Genomic DNA, 21,344 nt, shown 5'->3' with positions numbered 1-21,344 from the left:
CGTGCGTACCTTGTGTGCCTCGACGCTGATCGGCGAGTTCTTCGTCATCGGCTTCGCCGGGCTCGTCGCGATGAAGGACGACAGCCTGTCGAACGGAGTCGTCTGGACGGTGTGCGGCCTCGCGATGCTGCTCAGCGTTCTGCTCTGCGGGATGGTCACCCGGCCCGGCGGCGTCCAGCTCGGCTGGGCCCTGCAGGCCGCCCTGCTCGTCAGCGGCATCTGGGTCCCCGTGATGTTCTTCCTCGGCGCGTGCTTCGCCGCCCTGTGGTGGGCCTCGGTCCACTTCGGCCGCAAGGTCGACGAGGCGAAGGCCCGCTGGGCGGAACAGGGATCCAGCGCCGTCTGACCCGGGGAGCGTTGTCGACCGCGGGGAACTGCGCGACCAGCCCCCACCGGCCGTTGGCCGCCCACCCTCCGAACCCCTACGGCGAGCAGGCCCAGCGGCCCCCTGTAGCCTCAGGGACCCGCACACCAAGGCGCACAAGGAGCCCAGCCAACATGACCCAGCGCACCCTCGTCCTGCTCAAGCCCGACGCAGTCCGCCGCGGCCTGATCGGCGAGATCATCGGCCGCATCGAGCGCAAGGCCGGCTGGACGATCAGCGCCCTGGAGCTGCGCAGCCTGAGCCAGGAGACGCTGGAGCAGCACTACGGCGAGCACCAGGGCAAGCCGTTCTACGAGCCGCTGGTCGCGTTCATGTCGTCCGGCCCGGTCGTCGCGCTGGTCGTCGAGGGCGAGCGCGTCATCGAGGGCGTCCGTCAGCTGGCGGGACCGACGGACCCGATCGCCGCCGCCCCGGGCAGCATCCGCGGCGACTTCGGCTCGATCGTCCGGGAGAACCTGATCCACGCCTCCGACTCCGAGGAGTCGGCCGAGCGCGAGCTGAAGATCTTCTTCCCCGGTCTCGCGCAGTGAGACGTGGCGCATCCGATTTCTGACGCCACGTCAGTCACGTAGCGCCACTGACCTGGAGCGGTCCGAGAATTCGGGCCGCTCTTTGGCATATGCGCCCCGATTGGGGGAACGCAACCCTCCGTCGGCACGTCCCCATTAGCGGGGCAGCGATACATCTGCTGACAATGGCGAAGACCCTCGCGCCGTGATCGTGCAGGCGAGACTACGATGGAAGCCTCCACGCCACACGCGTCCACCTCTCGCCTACCTGACAAGCAATCAAACGCTCCACCCGGGAAGGCCAGACGAATCCTGATGGGGAACTCAATGTCGTTCATCGGCCGTGACATGGCTGTCGACCTCGGGACCGCCAACACGCTGGTGTACGTCAGGGGTCGCGGGATCGTACTCAACGAACCGTCCGTGGTCGCGATCAACACCAACACCGGCGGCATCCTCGCGGTCGGCGCCGAAGCCAAGAAGATGATCGGGCGCACCCCCGGCAACATCGTCGCGGTGCGCCCCCTGAAGGACGGCGTGATCGCCGACTTCGAGATCACCGAGCGCATGCTCCGCTACTTCATCCTGAAGATCCACAAGCGGCGCTACCTCGCCCGGCCCCGAGTCGTCGTCTGCGTCCCCTCGGGCATCACCGGCGTCGAGCGCCGCGCGGTCATCGAGGCCTCCTCGCAGGCCGGTGCCCGCCAGGTGCACATCATCGAGGAGCCCATGGCCGCGGCCATCGGCTCCGGCCTCCCGGTCCACGAGGCCACGGGCAACATGGTGGTGGACATCGGCGGCGGCACCACCGAGGTCGCGGTCATCTCGCTCGGCGGAATCGTCACGGCGCAGTCCATCCGCGTCGCGGGCGACGAGCTGGACAACGCGATCATCCAGCACATCAAGAAGGAGTACTCGCTGCTTCTTGGTGAGCGGACCGCCGAGCAGATCAAGATCACGATCGGTTCCGCGTACGACCTCGACTCCGACGAACACACCGAGATCCGCGGCCGCGACCTCGTGTCCGGCCTGCCGAAGACCGTCGTCATCTCGGCGGCCGAAGTCCGCAAGGCCATCGAAGAACCGGTCAACGCGATCGTGGACGCGGTCAAGACGACCCTCGACAAGTGCCCGCCCGAGCTGTCCGGCGACGTGATGGACCGCGGCATCGTCCTCACCGGCGGCGGCGCCCTGCTGCGCGGCCTCGACGAGCGGCTGCGCCGCGAGACCGGCATGCCGATCCACATCGCCGAGGACCCGCTGGACAGCGTGGCGCTCGGCTCCGGGAAGTGCGTCGAGGAGTTCGAGGCGCTGCAGCAGGTCCTGGACGCCTCCCCGCGCAGATGACACGTCGCGGCACCTGAAAGGGTGGGTCCGCCGTACGAGTGCCTGCCACTTCGTGCGGCGGATCGTTGATATAGAGGCAAGGCACAAGAAATCCTCAGCAACAGCTTCAGCAACAAGCTCCGTAGTAACGATTGAGGAAGGCACGGCCGCCGCACGTGAGGGACACACGAGAGAGCCGGCTGCTCCTGGTGCTGCTGATCGCCATCGCGTTCGCACTGATCACGGTGGACATCCGCGGCGGCGAGGACTCGCCGGTCGACGGTGCCCGCCAGGCTGCCGCGAAGGTCTTCGGCCCGGTGGAGAACGGCGTCGCGGGCGCCGTCGACCCCATCGGCAACGCCATAAGCGCGGTCCGCGACTCCGGCAACCGGCACGACCGGATCGGCCAACTGGAGCGTGAGAACGCCGCGTTGAAGGCCGAGCTCGGCAGCGACGACCGCAACCGCAGCAAGATCCGCCAGCTCGACACCATGCTGAAGACGGCCGGTTCCGGGCAGTACGGCATCAAGGGCGCCCAGGTCATCGCCATAGGGTCCGCGCAGGGCTTCTCCTGGACCGTCACCATCGACGCGGGCGCCAGCGACGGCATCAAGCGCGACATGACGGTCCTGAACGGGGACGGCCTCGTCGGCCGCGTCACCACGGTCGGCCCGAACACCGCCACCGTCCTGCTCGCCAACGACCCCGACTTCACCGTCGGCACCCGCATGGAGAAGACCGACGAGCTCGGATTCGCCTCCGGGCAGGGCGACCGCCCGCTGCGCGTCCAGCTGCTCAACGGCAAGGCCAAGGTCAAGCCCGGCGACCGGCTCGTCACCTTCGGCTCGCAGGCCGACAAGCCGTTCGTGCCCGGCGTCCCGGTCGGGAAGATCGTCCGCGTGGACCCGTCCGGCGGCGACCTGACCCGCACCGTCTACGTCGAGCCGTACGTCGGGTTCACCAAGCTCGACATCGTCGGCGTCGTCGTACAGCCGCCGCGCACCGACCCGCGCGACGAGGTGTTGCCCGCCAAGCCCGCCAAGCCCAAGCCGGCCCCGACCGTGACGGTCACCGTCACCCCGTCCCCGCCCGCGAACGGCGTCGTCGACAACGGCTACGAGCAGTAGCAGGAGGAGCAAGAACCATGCGCTTCAACCGAATGCTGCTCTCCACCACCCTCGTCGTCGTCGCCCTGGTCGTCCAGGTCTGCATCCTGGCGAGACTCCAACTCCCGGGCGCCGTCCCGGACTTGCTGCTGCTGACCGTCCTCGGCCTGGCCCTGGTGTACGGACACGTGGGCGGCGCCCTCATCGGCTTCGGGGCGGGCCTGCTCGCCGACCTGGCCCCGCCCGCCGACCACGCCGCGGGCCGCTACGCCCTCGTGCTCTGCGTCATCGGCTACCTGGCGGGCCTCGCCAAGCCCGACAACGGACAGCTCCGCTCGGCCACCGGACCGATGGTCGTGGTCGTCGGCGCCGCGGTCGGCACGACCCTGCTGTACGCCGGTGTGGGCGCCCTCGTCGGAGACACCGCGGCCCGTCACGTCGGCCTGGGGAGCCTGCTGTTCACGGCCGCGCTCTACGACCTGCTGCTCGCCCCGTTCGTCGTGCCCGGCGTCATGGCGCTCGCCAGACGCGCGGACAACGACCCGCTCGCCGAGGCGGGCGGCGGCAGCGGCTCCGCCAAGGCCGCCGACGTCTCCTCCGGCTGGCTCTCCTCCGGCACGGGCCTGCGCATCGGCAACCAGCGGGGCGGCCTGCGCATGAAGTCCGTCAAGGCCCGCGCCGCCCGCGCCGGCCGCATCAAGGGGGTCAAGCGCCTGTGACGACACGGCAGTTGAACCCCGCCACGCACAGCTTCCGCGTGTACACGTACTCGTACTCGCAGACGTACTCGTACACGTACACACGCACGCACTCGCACTGACAGGGGAGCACGGCCACCGTGACCAATATCCCCGAGACCGGACGAACGCCCCGCGTCCAGATCCGGCTCGTCGTCCTCCAGATCCTCGTCCTCTCGCTGCTGCTCACGCTCGGCGGGCGCCTGTGGTACCTCCAGATCCGCAACGGCGACGAGTACGCGAAGGAGGCCTCCGGCAACCACGTGCAGCAGGTCGTCACGCCCGCCGTGCGCGGCTCGATCCTCGACGCCCGCGGCGTGCCCATCGCCGACAACGAGACCCGGCTCGTCGTCTCCGCGTCGCGCACCGACCTGATGAAGATGAAGGACGACGGCAAGGGCGTGCTCACCAAGCTCGCCGGCGTTCTCGGGATGCAGCCCAAGGAGGTCGAGGAGAAGGTCAGGCTGTGCGACGCCAAGACGCCGCAGCCCTGCTGGAACGGCTCGCCGTACCAGCCGATCCCGATCACCGACGAGGCAACTCCCAAGCAGGCGCTGCAGATCCGCGAGCGCGGCGAGGACTTCCCCGGCATCACCGCGGAGCCCACGGCCGTACGCCGCTACGCCGCACCCGGCAAGGCCAACACCGCGCAGGTCCTCGGCTACCTCTCCCCGGTCACCGACGCCGAGATCGAGAAGGCGAAGGACAGCGAATCCCCGTACCTCCGCTCCGACCAGGTCGGACGCAGCGGCCTCGAGCGCACCTACGACAAGGAGCTGCGCGGCAAGGCCGGCGTCACGCGCTACGAGGTGGACAACCTCGGCCGCGTCATCGGCCAGGCCAAGAGCGACAAGGCCGTGCCCGGGGCGAACGTCGTCACGTCGATAGACGCACGGGTGCAGCGCGTCGCCGAGTACGAGCTGAACGACGCCATGAAGGAAGCCCGCAAGGGGTTCGACAAGAACACCGGGACCAACTACAAGGCCGACTCCGGCGCCGTCGTCGTGATGGAGGCCAAGACCGGCCGCGTCGTGGCCATGGCGTCCGCCCCGACCTACGACCCGAACGCCTGGGTCGGCGGCATCTCCGGCAAGGACTACGCCAAGCTGACCGGCAAGAACTCGAACTACCCGCTGCTGAACCGGGCCATCCAGGGCCAGGCGGCGCCCGGCTCGATCTTCAAGGTCATCTCCACGACGGCCTCGGTCAACGCGGGCTACCCGTTCAACGGGCACTACCCCTGCACCAGTTCGTACTCGATCGGCGGCCAGGTCTTCAAGAACTTCGAGTCCGAGAACTTCGGGCCGATCAGCCTCGGCCGCGCCCTCGAGGTCTCCTGCGACACCGTCTTCTACGGCATCGCCCACAACGAGTGGAAGAAGGACGGCGGCCTCAAGGGCAACAAGGACACCCAGGACTGGTTCTACAAGACGGCCCACCAGTTCGGCCTCGGCAAGGAGACCGGCATCGACCTCCCCAACGAGGTCACCGGCCGCGTCCCCGACCGCCAGTGGAAGAAGCGCTTCTGGGCGGCCAACAAGGACTCCTGGTGCAAGTCCGGCAAGAAGGACGGCGACTACGTCCAGCGCCTCAACTACGAGAACTGCCTCGAAGGCAACCTGATGCGCGCCGGTGACTCGGTCAACTACTCCATCGGCCAGGGCGACACCCTCGTCACCCCGATCCAGATGGCGTCGATCTACGCGGCCATCTCCAACGGCGGCACCCTGCACGAGCCCGAGGTCGGCAAGGCCGTCGTCAGCGCCGACGGCAAGCACGTCCAGGAGATCCAGCCGAAGGTCAACGGCAAGCTCCCCTTCAAGGGCAAGACCCGCGACGAGATAGACGAAGCACTGGCGGGAGTGGCGACCCGCGGCACGGCGGCCTGGCGCTTCGGCGGCTGGCCCCAGGACAAGATCCCGATGCACGCCAAGACCGGTACGGCCGAGGTCTACGGCAAGCAGACGACGTCGTGGTTCGCGACGTACACCAAGGACTACTCGATCGTGATGACGATCTCCCAGGGTGGTACGGGTTCCGGCGCCTCGGGTCCGGCGGTCAGGAAGATCTACGACGCCATCTACGGGCTCGACGCGAAGGGCGACCAGGACCTGAAGAAGGCCCTGCTGCCCGAGCCGGAGAAGGCCCTGCCGAAGATCCAGACGGACGGTTCGATCGACGCCCCCACGATCAAGCCGTACGAGCCGAACAAGGAACAGCCGCCCGCGCAGCAGGAGTTGGCAGCGGGCCTGCCCACCTCCACGTACAACAGGAGGGACTGACCGATGGCCGGCAGCAATGGCTTCTCCGTCTCCGGGTACGGGCCGCAGCGCTCGACCATGTCGAAGCTCATGGCCCGTGACTCCGTCATGCGGCGGCTCGACTGGCCGATCATGCTGTCGGCGATCGCGCTCTCCATGATCGGCGCGGCCCTCGTCTACTCGGCGACCCGCAACCGCACCGAGCTCAACCAGGGCGACCCGTACTACTTCCTGTTCCGGCACCTGCTGAACACGGGCATCGGGTTCGCGCTGATGATCGGCACGATCTGGCTCGGCCACCGGACGCTGCGCACGGCGGTCCCGATCCTCTACGGGATCTCCGTCTTCCTCGTGCTGCTCGTCCTCACCCCGCTCGGCGCGACCGTGAACGGCGCGCACGCCTGGATCATCGTCGGCGGCGGCTTCTCGCTGCAGCCCTCGGAGTTCGTGAAGATCACGATCATCCTGGGCATGGCGATGCTGCTCGCGGCGCGCGTCGACGCCGGTGACCGGGAGTTCCCCGACCACCGGACCGTGCTGCAGGCGCTCGGTCTCGCGGCCGTCCCGATGATGGTCGTCATGCTGATGCCGGACCTCGGGTCCGTCATGGTGATGGTGATGATCGTGCTCGGCGTACTGCTGTCGTCGGGCGCCTCCAACCGCTGGGTGCTCGGCCTGATCGGCGTCGGCGCGGCCGGGGCCGTGGCCATCTGGCAGCTCGGGGTCCTCGACGACTACCAGATCGCCCGGTTCGCGGCGTTCGCCAACCCCGCGCTCGACCCGGCGGGCGTCGGCTACAACACCAACCAGGCCCGCATCGCCATCGGTTCGGGCGGCCTGACCGGCTCCGGGCTCTTCCACGGCTCGCAGACCACGGGCCAGTTCGTGCCCGAGCAGCAGACGGACTTCGTGTTCACGGTGGCCGGCGAGGAACTCGGCTTCGTGGGCGCGGGCGCGATCGTCCTGCTGCTCGGCATCCTGCTGTGGCGGGCGTGCCGGATCGCCCGCGAGACGACGGAGCTGTACGGGACGATCGTCGCCGCCGGGATCATCGCCTGGTTCGCGTTCCAGGCGTTCGAGAACATCGGCATGACGCTGGGCATCATGCCGGTGGCCGGTCTCCCGCTGCCGTTCGTGTCGTACGGAGGGTCATCGATGTTCGCCGTGTGGGTGGCGGTGGGGTTGTTGCAGTCGATCCGGGTGCAGAGACCCATGTCGGCGTAGGCCTCCGGGGCGCAGCCCGCGCCCTTGGCGCCGCTGCCGGTCGCGTCTAGATTCAGGTCATGGCGGAGACCAAGCGCGAGATCGAGCGGAAATACGAGGTTACGGGCGCCCCTGCCGAGCACTTCCGGCTGCCTGACCTGCACAAGGTCCCCGGGGTGTCGGCCATCATCGACAAGGGCGTCGTCGAGCTCGACGCCGTCTACTACGACACCGAGGACCAGCGGCTCGCCGCCGATCAGATCACGCTGCGGCGGCGCACCGGCGGCGACGACGCCGGCTGGCACCTGAAGCTGCCCGTCGCGATCAGCGAGGGCGTACGCGACGAGGTGCGCGCGCCGCTGTCCGACGGGGTGCCACGGGCGCTCGCCGGTCTCGTGCGATCCCGGGTGCGGGAGGCCGAACTCCGGCCCGTCGTACGGCTGTTGTCGTCCCGCGACGTGTCCCATCTGACCGGCGCCGACGGGTCGCTGCTCGCCGAGGTGAGCGTCGACGCGGTGCGCGCGGAGCGGCTGGGCGCCGAGCGCGCCGCCGCCTGGACCGAGATCGAGGTGGAGCTGGCCGACGGCGGCGACCCCGAGTTCCTCGGCAAGGTCGAGAAGCGGCTGCGCAAGGCCGGGGTCGAGCGCTCCGCCTCCCACTCCAAGCTGGCCCGCGCCCTCGACGAGACCGGGGTGACCAGGGCGAGGGGCTCCCGGCAGGAGTCCGCGGAGCAGCCCGTCACCGCGGGCGACCACGTCCTCGCGCACCTGCGGGCCCAGCGCGACGCCCTCGTCGAACTCGACCCGGCCGTGCGCCGCGACCTGCCGGACTCCGTGCACCAGATGCGGGTCGCGACCCGGCGGATGCGCGGCGCGTTCAAGACGTACAAGAAGGTCCTGGACGAGGACGTCACGGCGCCCGTGGGCGAGGAGCTGAAGTGGCTCGCCGGTGAGCTGGGGATCGACCGGGACCGCGAGGTGCTCACCGAGCGGCTGACCGGGCGGATCGACGCGCTGCCGCGCACCCTGCTGCTCGGGCCGGTGCGCGGGCGGTTGCGGATCTGGGCCGTCTCCCGACGCCTCGGCTCGCGCCGGCACACGGTCGCCGTGCTCGACGGCAAGCGGTACCTGGCCCTGCTGGAGAGCCTCGACGCGCTGCTCGCGGCGCCGCCGCTGAAGGCCGCGGCCGGGCGCCCCGCGGCGGACGTGCTGAAGAAGGCCGCACTCAAGGACCACGCCCGCCTCGCGGCCCGCATCGAGCACGCCCTCGCCCTGGAACCGGGCGCCGACCGCGATCTGGCGATGCACGAGGCCCGCAAGTCCGCCAAGCGCGCCCGGTACGCCGGTGAGGCGGCCGTGCCCGCGCTCGGCAGGAGCGCCAAGGAGTTCGCGAAGCGGATGAAGGGCGTCCAGTCGCTGCTCGGCGACCACCAGGACAGCGTCGTGGCCCGCGAGGCGCTGCGGGATCTCGCCGTGCAGGCGCATGCCGCGGGGGAGAGCGCGTTCACCTGGGGCCTGCTCTACGGCCAGGAGCAGACGGCCGCGGCGGACCGGGAGCGGGAGCTTCCCGAGGTCTGGGCGGGGGCGGCGGAGCCGGGACTGTAGGGCGGACCATGGTCCGGTGAGACAGGGGCGATCGGCAGGTTAGGCTTGAGGGTCACCCTTGTCAGCTCACCGAAAGTCGCCGAAATGTCTGTCGAGTCGGTCTTTCCGCAACTCGAGGCCTTGCTTCCCCACGTACAGAAGCCCATCCAGTACGTCGGTGGCGAGCTGAACTCCACCGTCAAGGCATGGGACGAGTGCGACGTCCGCTGGGCGCTGATGTACCCGGACGCGTACGAGGTCGGGCTGCCCAACCAGGGCGTCATGATCCTCTACGAGGTGCTGAACGAGCGCGAGGGCGTCCTCGCCGAGCGCACGTACAGCGTCTGGCCGGACCTGGAAGCGCTGATGCGCGAGCACCGGGTGCCCCAGTTCACGGTGGACAGCCACCGCCCGGTGAAGGCCTTCGACGTCTTCGGGCTCAGCTTCTCCACCGAGCTCGGGTACACGAACATGCTGACCGCGCTCGACCTGGCCGGCATCCCGCTGGAGTCGAAGGACCGCACGCTCGACGACCCGATCGTGCTCGCGGGCGGCCATGCCGCGTTCAACCCGGAGCCGATCGCCGACTTCATCGACGCCGCGGTCATCGGCGACGGCGAGCAGGCCGTCCTCGACATGACCGAGATCATCCGCGCGTGGAAGGCCGAGGGCCGCCCCGGCGGCCGCGAGGAGGTCCTGTTCCGTCTCGCGCGGACCGGGAACATCTACGTGCCGGGCTTCTACGACGTCGAGTACCTGCCCGACGGGCGCATCGGCCGCGTCGTGCCGAACAAGTCGGGTGTGCCGTGGCGCGTGTCCAAGCACACCGTCATGGACCTCGACGAGTGGCCGTACCCGAAGCAGCCGCTCGTGCCGCTCGCGGAGACCGTCCACGAGCGCATGTCCGTCGAGATCTTCCGCGGCTGCACCCGCGGCTGCCGCTTCTGCCAGGCCGGCATGATCACGCGCCCCGTGCGGGAGCGAAGCATCACCGGCATCGGCGAGATGGTGGAGAAGGGCCTCAAGGCGACCGGCTTCGAGGAGGTCGGCCTGCTCTCGCTGTCCTCCGCGGACCACACCGAGATCGGCGAGATCGCCAAGGGCCTCGCGGACCGGTACGAGGAAGACAAGATCGGGCTCTCCCTCCCGTCGACCCGCGTCGACGCGTTCAACGTCGACCTGGCCAACGAGCTGACCCGCAACGGCCGCCGCTCGGGCCTCACCTTCGCCCCCGAGGGCGGCAGTGAGCGCATGCGCAAGGTCATCAACAAGATGGTCAGCGAAGAGGACCTCATCCGCACCGTCGCGACCGCGTACGGCAACGGCTGGCGTCAGGTGAAGCTGTACTTCATGTGCGGCCTGCCCACCGAGACGGACGACGACGTCCTGCAGATCGCCGACATGGCGATGAACGTGATCCAGAAGGGCCGCGAGGTCTCCGGCTCGAACGACATCCGCTGCACCGTCTCGATCGGCGGTTTCGTGCCGAAGCCGCACACCCCGTTCCAGTGGGCGCCGCAGCTCAGCGCCGAGGAGACGGACGCGCGCCTGACCAAGCTGCGCGACAAGATCCGCGGCGACAAGAAGTACGGCCGCTCCATCGGCTTCCGCTACCACGACGGCAAGCCCGGCATCGTCGAGGGCCTGCTCTCGCGCGGTGACCGCCGCATCGGTCACGTCATCCGCGCCGTGTACGAGGACGGCGGCCGCTTCGACGGCTGGCGCGAGTACTTCAGCTACGACCGCTGGATGGAGCAGGCCGCCAAGACGCTGCCCGCGCACGGCGTGGACGTCGACTGGTACACGACGCGCGAGCGCACCTACGAAGAGGTCCTGCCCTGGGACCACCTGGACTCCGGTCTCGACAAGGACTGGCTCTGGGACGACTGGCAGGACTCGCTCGACGAGACCGAGGTCGAGGACTGCCGCTGGACCCCGTGCTTCGACTGCGGCGTCTGCCCGCAGATGCAGACCGAGATCCAGATCGGCCCGACGGGCAAGAAGTTGCTGCCGCTGACGGTCGTCAAGTAGCGCTTGCCTGTACGTAGTTGAAGGGGCGGCCGGTTGAGCAATCAACCGGCCGCCCCTTCGACGTACGTGCGTCTCCTTGCGTCTCCTTGCGTCTCCTTGCGCCTACTTGCTCACGGCGAACCGCATCAGGGCGTGCTCGTCACCCTGCTTGATCTTGCCCGTCGTGTTGATGACCTCGAGCTTCCAACTGCCGCCCACGCGCACGGCCTTGGCCACCGCGCAGCCGTTGTCGGCGCTCAGCATGCTCGGCCAGATGTCGGCGACCTGCTGGGTGCTGCCGCCCGTGGCGTCGTACACCTTGATGCTGACGTTGCGGGCCTTCGTGAACGAGCTGCCCTTCTTGTACGCGGCCGCGACGAACACGATCGACGTGATCTGCTGCGGGATGCGCGAGAACTCGACGGTCACCGTCTCGTCGTCGCCGTCCCCCTTGCCGGTCTGGTTGTCGCCGCTGTGCACCAGGGAGCCGTTGCCCATCGGGTCGAGCGAGTCGAGGCCCGCCAGACGCACCGGGTCCGCGCCCTGCATCGCGATCGCGATCAGGTCGAGGTCGGTGCCCTGCTTGCGGCGCAGCGCTCCGAGAACGCCGCCGCTCGCCCCGGAGGTCGGGTCCCAGGACACCCCGATGGACAGGTGCGTGACTCCGTCCAGGTCCGCCGGGCCGTCTTCCTTCGTGAGCGTGATCATGACTGGATCCCCTCCGCGTGGCTGGTGCGTTGCTGCGCAAAGTGTGCCTATACGAGGGGGTTTTCGTCCACGCGCACGTGATCCAGAGCCCAGTACCAGTTATTGCCCGCGTCATACATGCGGAACTTCAGCCGCACGCTCGTGGCCCCCGAGGGTGGCGTCAACTCCCTTGTCACGTACGTGTTCTCAACGTCCCGGCCCGCATTGTCGTTCCCGGCCGCATCGGCGCTGTACGACAGCAGCGTGACCTCCTCGCCTGTGTCGAACGCCGCACTGACCGACGCCTTCTGCGGGGCTTCCTGGCGGTAGTGCGAGTCGAAGGAGACGTACAGCTTCCGGGCGCTCGACGGGATGGCGAGCGAGGGGGAGACGAGCGTGGAGTCGAACTTTCCCTTCGCCGACGGCGATCCGGTGTCGTCCCAGTCGTCCGGGTCGGCGACCGCGATGACGCCGAGGGCCCGGTCGAAGCTCCCGCGGTCCTGGCCCGCCGGGGCCCAGGCCCGCTTGGTGTGGAACGTCCAGCCCTGGAGGCGGGCGGTGCCCTGCGGCATGCCGGGGGCGTTCACCACCGACCAGCCCTCGGGCGCCTGCGCGGTCCAGCCGGTGACCCCGGCGACCGGGGCGAGCAGGGGCGCGAGCGACTCGAAGTCCTCGTCCAGGAGGTGGCCCGTCATGGCCGGTGCGGTGCGGGCGCGCACCTCGCCGTCGGCCAGCACGAACCGCCGCCCGGCGCGGGCCGTGCCCGTGACCAGGAGCCGGTGCGCGTCCTGCGGCCCGAGGTCGGCCGGGACCTCGACCTGCCACTCGGCGGTCGCGGACGCGCCGGCCTTGAGGGCGGCGGGGGGAGCGGTGATCTCCTTCGCGCGCCAGCCGTCGGGGAGTACGGGGTACGCGGCGATCCCCGTCACGTCGGCGTCGGCGGCCGTGAACGTGGCGCGGACCCGCGCGGCCTTGCCCGGCACCAGGACCGGCTCGTCGATCGTGCCGGACGCGGCCTCGAGGGACACGGCCACCGTCAGCGCGTCGGGCAGGCCCATCGCCGGGTCGGTGACGCCCTCGCGGCGGCCGGCCACCCGGCCCGCGAACCGGCGCAGGAAGCCGGGCTCGCCGTGCACCGCGGCCCCGAAGTCGTACCAGCCCTCGTGCGCCACGGGGAAGGTGACGGTGCGCTCGGTGCGGCCCGGCACGCGTATCTCGCGCACCCCGGCGCCGTAGGCCAGGTCACCGACGGCGAAGGTGCGGGCGGCGCGGGCGCGGTTGGTGAGGGTGAGCGTGGCCCGGCGGCCGTCTTCGGACAGCTCGCACGCGGCGTCGTACGTCCCCTCGGCGTCCCCGCGCAGCTGCCACAGCGCACCGTTCGGCCCGTGCACCCGGAGGTCGTACCCGGCGCGCACGTCCCACACGTCGGACAGCGTGCTGTGCGCCGCGAGGGTGTAGTGCTTGGGCGGCGTGCCCGGCTCCGGGTAGACGGCGAACACGGCGCCCTGCGTCCCGCGGTTCGCGAAGTCGAGGGTCAACTGACCTTTTCTCGTACGGGACTTGAGGCCCAGTCGGTAGGGAGTGGGCCGTGCGGTGCGGGTCCCGCGCTGCTGCTTCGGCGGCGTCTGCGGCTTCGGCACGGTCGGCGCGGGCAGCTTGCCGGTGTCGGTGACCTTCTGCCGGTTGCCGCTGGTGTCGGGGAGCTCGGGCCAGTGGGGTTCCTTGCCGGAGAAGTCGAAGACCTCGGTCAGGTCGCCGGTGACCTCGCGGCGCCAGGCGCTGATGTTGGGCTCGCGCACCCCGAACCGCCGCTCCAGGAACTGGATCACGGAGGTGTGGTCGTACACGGTCGAGGCGACGGCCCCGCCCCGCGTCCACGGCGACACGACGATCATCGGCACGCGCATGCCGAGCCCGAGCGGGAACGGCCCCGCGACCTTCGTCTCCCCGGCGGGCAGGGCGTCGGACCAGGAGGTGCCGACCCGGTACTGCCCGCGCTGGTTCACGGGCCGGTAGAAGGTGGACGTCCCCTTCTGGACCCGCACGACGACCTCGCCGTCGGGGGAGACGTTCGTCTTCCCGCGCCCCTCGGCGAGCGGCGGCACGGGCGGCAGCAGGTGGTCGTAGAACCCGCCGTGCTCGTCGTAGTTGAGGATGAAGACGGTCTTCTCGAAGACGGCCGGGTTGTCCGCGAGCGCGGACAGCAGCCGGGCCGTGAGGTCCTCGCCGTGCGGCGGCGCGTAACTGGCGTGCTCGGACAGGGCGGCGGGCGCCACCAGCCAGGACACCTGCGGCAGGGCGTCGTTCTTCACGTCCTCGGCGAAGGCGGCGACGAGCGCGTCCCCCATCGCCCACGGGTCGTTCGTCTGCGCCGGATCACCGACCTTCTTCATGCCGCGCTCGTACAGCGCATCGCCGGGCTTGGCGGCGCGGAAGGCGGTGAACCAGGCGAGCGCGTTGTCGTCGAAGTTCTCCTGCGCCTGGTACGTCTTCCAGGAGATCCCGGCGGCTTCGAGCCGCTCGGCGTACGTGGTCCACTCGAAGCCCGGCTCCTGGTTGTCGACGACGGCGACGTCGCGCACGGTGCCGCCGCTGGTGCCGGTCATCAGGTGCTCGCGGTTGGGGTTGGTGCTGGTCTCGACCGAGCAGTAGTAGTGGTCGCAGACGGTGAAGACGGACGCGAGCGCGTTGTAGAAGGGCATGTCGGCGGGCTCGTAGTAGCCCTGCCCGAGCCAGCCGCTGCCGCGCCGCGTCACGTACCCGTCCGCGATGCCGTCGTTGCGGGCACTCATGGAATCCCCGAACCCGAAGGCGGCGGCGCCCTGTTGGTACGCGCTGGTGTGCGCGGCGTTCATCGCGAACGGCGCGAGCCAGCCCTCCGGGCGCGACGGGTCGGGCTGGTGCGTGACCGGCAGCCCGTTCACCCCGCGCACGGCGGCGCGGTCACCGAAGCCGCGGACGCCCTGCATCGTGCCGAAGTAGTGGTCGAACGACCGGTTCTCCTGCATGAAGACGACGACGTGCTCGATGTCACCGAGCGTGCCGGGCCGCCCCGGCGCGGCGAGCGCGGTGCGCAGGCTCAGCGGCAGCGCGGCCAGCACACCGGCGGCCGCGGCACCGCCGAGGAGGGTGCGGCGGGAGGGGCTGTGGGGTCTGTGGGGTCCAGCGTTCACGGGGATGCCTCCAACGGTGGTTCGTCCCGGGCCGCTTGGCCCAGACCCGTTATGAATACGAGACCGAGGTGACGGTGAACAGAGGTGTGCATGAAGTTCTCGTGGCGTGCATCCACCGGGCCGCCCCGAGCGTCTTCACCGTCATGGACACCGTCACGGACCTGGAGAAGCGCCCCGAACCCGGCGGCGAAGGCTGCCTCGTCGTGGCGATCAGGCTGCCGGTGCGCATCCTCGCGCTCGTCCTCGTGGTGCCGGTGCGCCTCGCGTGGGACGCGCTCGCCGCGGGCGGCCGCCTGCTGTACGAGAAGGTGCTGGTGCCGCTGGGGCGCGGCCTGGGCGTGCTGTTGTGGGCGGTGTTCGTGTGGCCGCTGCTGATGCTGTGGCGGTATGTCCTCGCGCCGGTCGGACGAACGCTGCGGTGGCTGGGCCGAATGCTGATCGTGGTGCCCGCGGTGTGGCTGTACGAGCAGGTCCTCACACCGCTCGGCCATGCGATCGCCTGGCTGGCCAGGGGAGTTGGGGTCGGGATCGCCTGGCTGGCCAGGGGGGTCGGCGTCGGGCTCGGCTGGCTGGCGAAGGCGTTGTTCGTGTGGCCGTGGGTGTGGGCGTATGTGCATCTCCTCACGCCCGTCGGGCACGCAATTGCCTGGCTGGCCAAGGGAGTTGGCGGCGGGATCGCCTGGCTGGCCAGAGGGGTCGGGGTCGGAATCGCCTGGCTGGTGCGGATGCTGGTGGTGGTGCCGTGCGCATGGGCGTACGCGAACGTGCTCGCGCCCCTCGGGCGCGCCCTCGCTCTCGCTGTCTCCGCACTCGTCCGGTGGATCCTCGTGGCGCCCGCGCTGGCCCTGTGGCGCTGGGTGCTCGTGCCCGTCGGCCGCGCCCTCGGCGTCGTCCTGCGGGAGATCGGCACCGCCTTCGGGCACGCCTGGCGCATCGCCGGACACGTGTCGCTCGCCGTCGGGCGGTTCATCGGGAGGCTGCTGCGCCTGGTGTTCGTGGACCCGGTGCGCTGGGCGTACCGCGCGGTCCTCACCCCGCTCGGGCACGTCGTGCGCGACCAGGTCTGGCGGCCGGCGCTGCACGTCGCCCGGGAGGTGCGCGCGAGCCTGCGCCAGGCCCGCGCCGACGTCCGCCGTGCCCTGTTCGGCACCACCAGCCCCGCTGAACCGCAGGTCAGGGACCGGCGGGAACCGGGAGCCCCGCAGCCACGTACTCTAGGTAGCAGTACGACCGCAAGCACGAAGACCGCATTCATTAAGGATTAGGACACTGGGCAAGCGACAGCCCGTAGGCCCGCCGCCCGCACCCGCGGTGCAGCGCATCCGACTGCGCTACACCAAGCGCGGCCGCCTCCGGTTCACCAGCCACCGTGACTTCCAGCGCGCCTTCGAGCGTGCGCTGCGCCGCGCCGAGGTGCCCATGGCGTACTCGGCGGGGTTCACGCCGCACCCCAAGGTGTCGTACGCCAATGCCGCACCCACCGGCACGGGCAGCGAGGCCGAGTACCTGGAGATCGCGCTCACGGCGCCGAGGGACCCCGAGAAGCTCCGTGCTCTGCTGGACGAGTCGATGCCCGTCGGGCTCGACATCGTGGACGCCGTCGAGGCCCGCACCTCGGGCCTGGCCGACCGGCTCACCGCCTCCGTGTGGGAGCTGAGGCTCGACGGAGTCCCGGTCGAGGAGGCCGCGCGCGCCGCCGAGGCGTTCCGCGCCGCCGAGACCGTGGAAGTCCAGCGCCGCACGAAGAACGGGATCCGTACGTTCGACGCCCGCGCGGCCGTCGTCAGCCTGGAAGCCTCGTCCGATGTTCCGGCTGATAGGCCCAGCGACAAGGCCTGTGCGATACTGCGCCTGGTTGTTCGGCACGTGACGCCTGCCGTACGACCCGACGACGTCCTGTCCGGTCTCACCGCCGTGGCCGACCTGGCGCCGCCGGTCCCCGCAGCGGTGACCAGGCTGGCGCAGGGGCTTTTCGATGAAGAGACCGGCACGGTGACCGACCCGCTCGCGCCCGACCGCGAGGCACTCCCGACCGCCCCACAAACGGCGGCCGCAGGATCTGCCACCGCGACGGCGCCTGCCGTGGAAGGTTCCGCGTAAGGCGGTCGTCGTAGCGCCGCCCTCGTACTCGGGAGCCACCTGGGTCGGGCAGCGCACCCACCCAAGGACTTTCGCCAGGCCGTACGTACATCGCGTACCGGAACCGGCGAGAACAGACAGAGAGCCCCCGTGCGGCGCCCGCGCCCCGGACCGGCGGCCCTCGCGCCCGACAACAAGCGCGAGCGAGCCGCGGACGTCACCGGTCACGGATCAGGCGCGGCGCCCGGGGGCCTGACGGGAGATCCACCCGCATGCCCGAGCCGATCGAGCCGAACGAACCCACCGCCTCCGCCGTGGGCGACACCCCCAGCGACACCCTGCCCCCGCGCCGCCGGCGCCGGGCCGCGTCGCGTCCCGCGGGCCCGCCCGTGACGGACACCACCGCAGACGCCGCCGACAGCGCGCCGGCCATACCGGCCGCTGCCGCGGACGCCGGGACCGGCGCCGCCGACGCGACCGCCCAGACTTCCGATGCCGCCGAGCCCGCCGCGCGCCCGCGCCGCCGTGCCACCCGCCGCGCCTCCGCGCCGGCCGGTGCGCCCGCGAAGGGCGAGGCCGAGGCCGCGGCCCCGGTCGCCGAGACGCCCGCCGAGACCGCCGAGGCCGCCGAGGTCGAGGACGCCGCCCCGCGCCGCCGTCGCCGCGCCACCCGCGCCGTGTCCGCGCCCGTCGCGGAGCAGGCCGTCGAGCCCGCCGCCGAAGAAGCCGAAGAGGCCGAAGAGACCGCGCCGGTCGCCGAGGTGCAGGAGCCGGAGGCCGTCGAGGCGCCCGCGCCGCGCCGTCGCCGCCGTGCCACCCGCACCGCCACCGCGCCCGCCGCCGAGCAGGCCGAGGCCCCCGTCGAGGTCGAGCCGGCCGCCGCCGAGGAGCCGCAGGCCGCCGAGGACCCGGTCGTCGCCGAGGCCCCGGCCGAGGACGTCGCCCCGCGCCGCCGTCGCCGCGCCACCCGCGCCGTCGCCGCCCCCGAGCCGCAGCAGGCCGAGGCCGCCGCCGAGCCGCAGGCCGAGGCCCAGGCCGCGGCCGAGCCGGAGGAGACCGAGGACGCCGCTCCGCGTCGTGCGACGCGCAGCCGTGCCACCCGCAAGGCCGCGGGCGGCTTCGCCGAGCCCAAGACCGGCCGCCGGGGCGCCAAGAAGGCCGCGCAGGGCGACCAGGAGGGCTCGGAGACGGGCCGTCCGAAGCGGCCGTCCGTCGCCGTGTTCCAGGCGCCCGTCTTCACCGAGCCGATGTTCCAGACGCCGGAGCGCGCCGCTGCCGCTGCCGCGGCCGAGGCCGCCGAGGAGCCGGAGCCGGTCGCCGAGGTCGAGCAGGCCGCCCCCGTCGCCGTCGAGGAGGAGACCGGCCCGCGCCGTCGCCGCCGCCGTCGTGCATCGGACGAGCGGCCCGTCGCCGAGCAGCCCGTCGAGCCGGAGCCGGTCGAGGCCGAGGTCGGGGTCGAGGACGCCGCCGACGACGAGGACCAGGCCGACGCCGAAGACCGTGACGACGCCGACGAGCAGGACGAGCACGGCGACCGCCCGGCCCGCCGCCGTCGCCGCGGTGGCCGTCGCCGTCGCCGTGGCGAGTCCGCCGACGCGGACGCCGACCAGGACCAGGGCGCGTCGGACGACGACGCGGAGCCGCCGGCCGAGTCCGCCGACCACGAGGCCGAGGACGCCGCCGGCGACGAGGACCAGGGCGACGAGCGCGAGGACAGCGCCGCGTCCGGTTCGAGCAGCAGCCGCCGTCGCCGTCGCCGTCGCCGCCGCGCCGGTGACTCGGCGTCGGACGGCGACACGTCGACCGACGACCCGGAGCGCACCGTCGTCAAGGTCCGCGAGCCGCGCAAGAAGGAAGAGAAGGCCGAGCGCTCGACCTCCTCGGACGAGGTGCAGTCCATCAAGGGCTCCACGCGCCTCGAGGCCAAGAAGCAGCGCCGCCGCGAAGGCCGTGAGCAGGGCCGCCGTCGCGTCCCGATCATCACCGAGGCCGAGTTCCTGGCGCGCCGCGAGGCCGTCGAGCGCGTGATGGTCGTCCGCCAGAACGGCGAGCGCACCCAGATCGGCGTGCTCGAGGACAACATCCTCGTCGAGCACTACGTCAACAAGGAGCAGTCGACCTCGTACGTCGGCAACGTGTACCTGGGCAAGGTGCAGAACGTGCTGCCGTCGATGGAGGCCGCCTTCATCGACATCGGCAAGGGCCGCAACGCGGTCCTGTACGCCGGTGAGGTCAACTTCGAGGCGCTCGGCATGGCCAACGGGCCGCGCCGCATCGAGACCGCCCTCAAGTCCGGCCAGTCCGTGCTCGTCCAGGTCACCAAGGACCCGATCGGCCACAAGGGCGCCCGCCTGACCAGCCAGGTCTCGCTGCCCGGCCGCTACCTGGTCTACGTGCCCGAGGGCTCGATGACCGGCATCAGCCGCAAGCTGCCCGACACCGAGCGCGCGCGTCTGAAGACCATCCTCAAGAAGATCGTCCCCGAGGACGCGGGCGTCATCGTGCGCACCGCCGCCGAGGGCGCGAGCGAGGACGAGCTGCGCCGCGACGTCGAGCGTCTGCAGGCCCAGTGGGAGGACATCCAGAAGAAGTCCAAGCAGATCTCGACGTCGTCGCCGAGCCTGCTGTACGGCGAGCCGGACATGACCGTCCGCGTCGTGCGCGACATCTTCAACGAGGACTTCTCCAAGGTCATCGTCAGCGGTGACGAGGCGTGGGAGACCATCCACGGCTACGTCAACCACGTGGCGCCCGACCTGTCCGACCGCCTGTCCAAGTGGACGAGCGAGGTCGACGTCTTCGCGACGTACCGGATCGACGAGCAGCTCGCCAAGGCGCTCGACCGCAAGGTGTGGCTGCCCTCCGGCGGCTCCCTCGTGATCGACAAGACCGAGGCGATGGTCGTCATCGACGTCAACACCGGCAAGTTCACCGGCCAGGGCGGCAACCTCGAAGAGACCGTGACGAGGAACAACCTCGAAGCGGCCGAGGAGATCGTGCGCCAGCTGCGCCTGCGCGACCTGGGCGGCATCGTCGTCATCGACTTCATCGACATGGTCCTGGAGTCCAACCGGGACCTGGTCCTGCGTCGCATGCTCGAGTGCCTGGGCCGTGACCGTACGAAGCACCAGGTCGCCGAGGTGACCTCGCTGGGCCTGGTCCAGATGACGCGCAAGCGCGTCGGCCAGGGCCTGCTCGAGTCGTTCTCCGAGACCTGCGTGCACTGCAACGGCCGCGGCATCATCGTGCACATGGAGCAGCCCACCACCAGCGGTGGCGGCGGCAAGCGCAAGAAGCGCGGCCGCGGGGGCAACGGCGAGCACCAGCACGAGGCGCACGAGCACGTCGAGGTCGTCGAGACCGAGACCGAGACGGAGACCGAGACCGAGGCCGAGGTCGCCGCGGAGGCAGCCGCTCCCGCGGCGCTGCCCGAGCCAGAGTTCGTGCCCGACGAGGAGCTGTACTCCAGCCCCGCCGAGGCGGAGGCCGCGGCCGGTGGCCGTGGCGGTCGCTCGCGGCGCCGTGCCACGCGCCGTGCGTCGGCCCCGGCCGGCGCGCCGAAGCGGGAGAAGGAGTCGCGGAAGGACTCGGAGGCCTCGCAGGAGGCCCCCGCCCCCGCCCCCGCCCCGGCGCCCGAGCCCGAGCCCGTCGTCGAGCCCGAGCCGGTCGTCGAGGCCGAGCCCGTGCAGCCCGTACAGGAAGAGGCGCCCGCCCCGCGGACGCGTCGGCGCGCCACCCGCAAGGCCAGCGCGCCCGCCGGTTCCCCGAAGGCGTCCTCCGAGGAGGCAGCCGAGGTGACCGTCGCCGAGCCGGTCAAGGCGGAGGAGCCCGTCGCGGCCCCCGAGCCGGTCGAGGCCCCCGAGGCCGCGGCTCCGGCCCGTCCGCGCCGCCGTGCCGTCCGCAAGGCCACCGCTCCCACCGCGACCGAGGAGGCGGCCGTCGTGGTCGTCCCGTCGGCCACGGAGGCGGCCCAGGAGCCCGCGCAGGACGCGGCCGACGACGAGGCGCCCGCCGCCAAGAAGACGGCCCGCAAGACGGCCAAGAAGGCGACGGCGAAGAAGGCCGCCACCAAGAAGACCGCGGCCAAGAAGACGGCCGCCAAGAAGACGACGGCCAAGAAGGCGGCGAAGACCACCACCGCCAAGAAGGCGACCGCGAAGAAGACCGCGGCGGCCGAGCAGCAGGCGCTGCCGTCCGTCTCGGCCGCGGCCGACGAGTCCTGAGTCACCGACGGAGCCCCCGCACGGCAGCGCGCCGGGCGGGGGCTCCGTCGTTCACGAGGTCA

General features: G+C 71.2%; 14 protein-coding genes. 12 read left to right on the top strand and 2 right to left on the bottom strand.

The genetic code is table 11. From position 1 onward, the window contains the following. Position 1 precedes the first annotated feature (1 nt). The 9 genes from ACIBUY_RS09260 to ACIBUY_RS09220 all read left to right on the top strand — a co-directional run bounded on the left by ACIBUY_RS09260 (position 2) and on the right by ACIBUY_RS09220 (position 11,141). Positions 2-346 (top strand): DUF4233 domain-containing protein, encoded by a 345-nt coding sequence (locus ACIBUY_RS09260; RefSeq protein WP_399152238.1) that lies wholly within the window; start codon positions 2-4, stop codon positions 344-346. Positions 347-498: 152 nt separating this feature from the next. Continuing rightward, positions 499-915: a nucleoside-diphosphate kinase gene (gene ndk / locus ACIBUY_RS09255; protein WP_365568589.1), complete on the top strand. Its 417-nt coding sequence runs from the start codon at positions 499-501 to the stop codon at positions 913-915. Between the two features lie 306 nt (positions 916-1,221). Further along, positions 1,222-2,241 carry a rod shape-determining protein gene (locus ACIBUY_RS09250; RefSeq protein WP_018531437.1) on the top strand — a complete coding sequence of 340 codons (1,020 nt, stop codon included), beginning with the start codon at positions 1,222-1,224 and terminating at the stop codon, positions 2,239-2,241. 155 nt (positions 2,242-2,396) lie between these two features. Next, positions 2,397-3,347: a rod shape-determining protein MreC gene (gene mreC, locus ACIBUY_RS09245; protein WP_365568586.1), complete on the top strand. Its 951-nt coding sequence runs from the start codon at positions 2,397-2,399 to the stop codon at positions 3,345-3,347. 17 nt (positions 3,348-3,364) lie between these two features. Continuing rightward, on the top strand, positions 3,365-4,045 hold the full coding sequence (gene mreD / locus ACIBUY_RS09240; RefSeq protein ID WP_365568584.1) for a rod shape-determining protein MreD: 681 nt from the start codon (positions 3,365-3,367) through the stop codon (positions 4,043-4,045). A gap of 119 nt (positions 4,046-4,164) precedes the next feature. Further along, positions 4,165-6,345, top strand: coding sequence for a penicillin-binding protein 2 (mrdA, locus tag ACIBUY_RS09235; RefSeq protein WP_365568582.1), 2,181 nt, complete (start codon positions 4,165-4,167; stop codon positions 6,343-6,345). A gap of 3 nt (positions 6,346-6,348) precedes the next feature. Beyond that, positions 6,349-7,548, top strand: coding sequence for a rod shape-determining protein RodA (gene rodA / locus ACIBUY_RS09230; RefSeq protein ID WP_365568580.1), 1,200 nt, complete (start codon positions 6,349-6,351; stop codon positions 7,546-7,548). 59 nt (positions 7,549-7,607) lie between these two features. Then, positions 7,608-9,131 carry a CHAD domain-containing protein gene (locus tag ACIBUY_RS09225; RefSeq protein ID WP_399152237.1) on the top strand — a complete coding sequence of 508 codons (1,524 nt, stop codon included), beginning with the start codon at positions 7,608-7,610 and terminating at the stop codon, positions 9,129-9,131. Positions 9,132-9,215: 84 nt separating this feature from the next. Then, entirely contained in the window at positions 9,216-11,141 is a 1,926-nt protein-coding gene (locus ACIBUY_RS09220; RefSeq protein WP_365568574.1) for a TIGR03960 family B12-binding radical SAM protein, read from the top strand. Between the two features lie 102 nt (positions 11,142-11,243). Here ACIBUY_RS09220 and ACIBUY_RS09215 read toward each other — a convergent pair whose 3' ends face one another. Together ACIBUY_RS09215 and ACIBUY_RS09210 are read right to left on the bottom strand one after the other, a co-directional pair. Further along, on the bottom strand, positions 11,244-11,828 hold the full coding sequence (locus tag ACIBUY_RS09215) for a TerD family protein (RefSeq protein WP_365568572.1): 585 nt from the start codon (positions 11,826-11,828) through the stop codon (positions 11,244-11,246). Positions 11,829-11,875: 47 nt separating this feature from the next. Beyond that, positions 11,876-14,980 (bottom strand): phosphocholine-specific phospholipase C, encoded by a 3,105-nt coding sequence (locus ACIBUY_RS09210; RefSeq protein ID WP_399152236.1) that lies wholly within the window; start codon positions 14,978-14,980, stop codon positions 11,876-11,878. A 143-nt stretch (positions 14,981-15,123) separates the two neighbouring features. Between ACIBUY_RS09210 and ACIBUY_RS09205 the strand changes: the two genes are divergently transcribed. The 3 genes from ACIBUY_RS09205 (at position 15,124) to ACIBUY_RS09195 (ending at position 21,282) form a co-directional block, all read left to right on the top strand. Continuing rightward, a complete protein-coding gene (locus ACIBUY_RS09205; RefSeq protein ID WP_399152521.1) occupies positions 15,124-16,245 on the top strand; it encodes a hypothetical protein in 1,122 nt (373 codons plus the stop codon). 46 nt (positions 16,246-16,291) lie between these two features. Then, positions 16,292-17,080: a TIGR03936 family radical SAM-associated protein gene (locus ACIBUY_RS09200; protein WP_365568566.1), complete on the top strand. Its 789-nt coding sequence runs from the start codon at positions 16,292-16,294 to the stop codon at positions 17,078-17,080. A 251-nt stretch (positions 17,081-17,331) separates the two neighbouring features. Further along, positions 17,332-21,282 (top strand): ribonuclease E/G, encoded by a 3,951-nt coding sequence (locus ACIBUY_RS09195; protein ID WP_399152235.1) that lies wholly within the window; start codon positions 17,332-17,334, stop codon positions 21,280-21,282. The last annotated feature ends 62 nt before the right edge of the window (positions 21,283-21,344 follow it).

The sequence above is a fragment of the Streptomyces sp. NPDC050085 genome (assembly GCF_044460595.1).
GTDB lineage: Bacteria > Actinomycetota > Actinomycetes > Streptomycetales > Streptomycetaceae > Streptomyces.
This window is presented reverse-complemented; position numbering and strand designations above follow the sequence as displayed.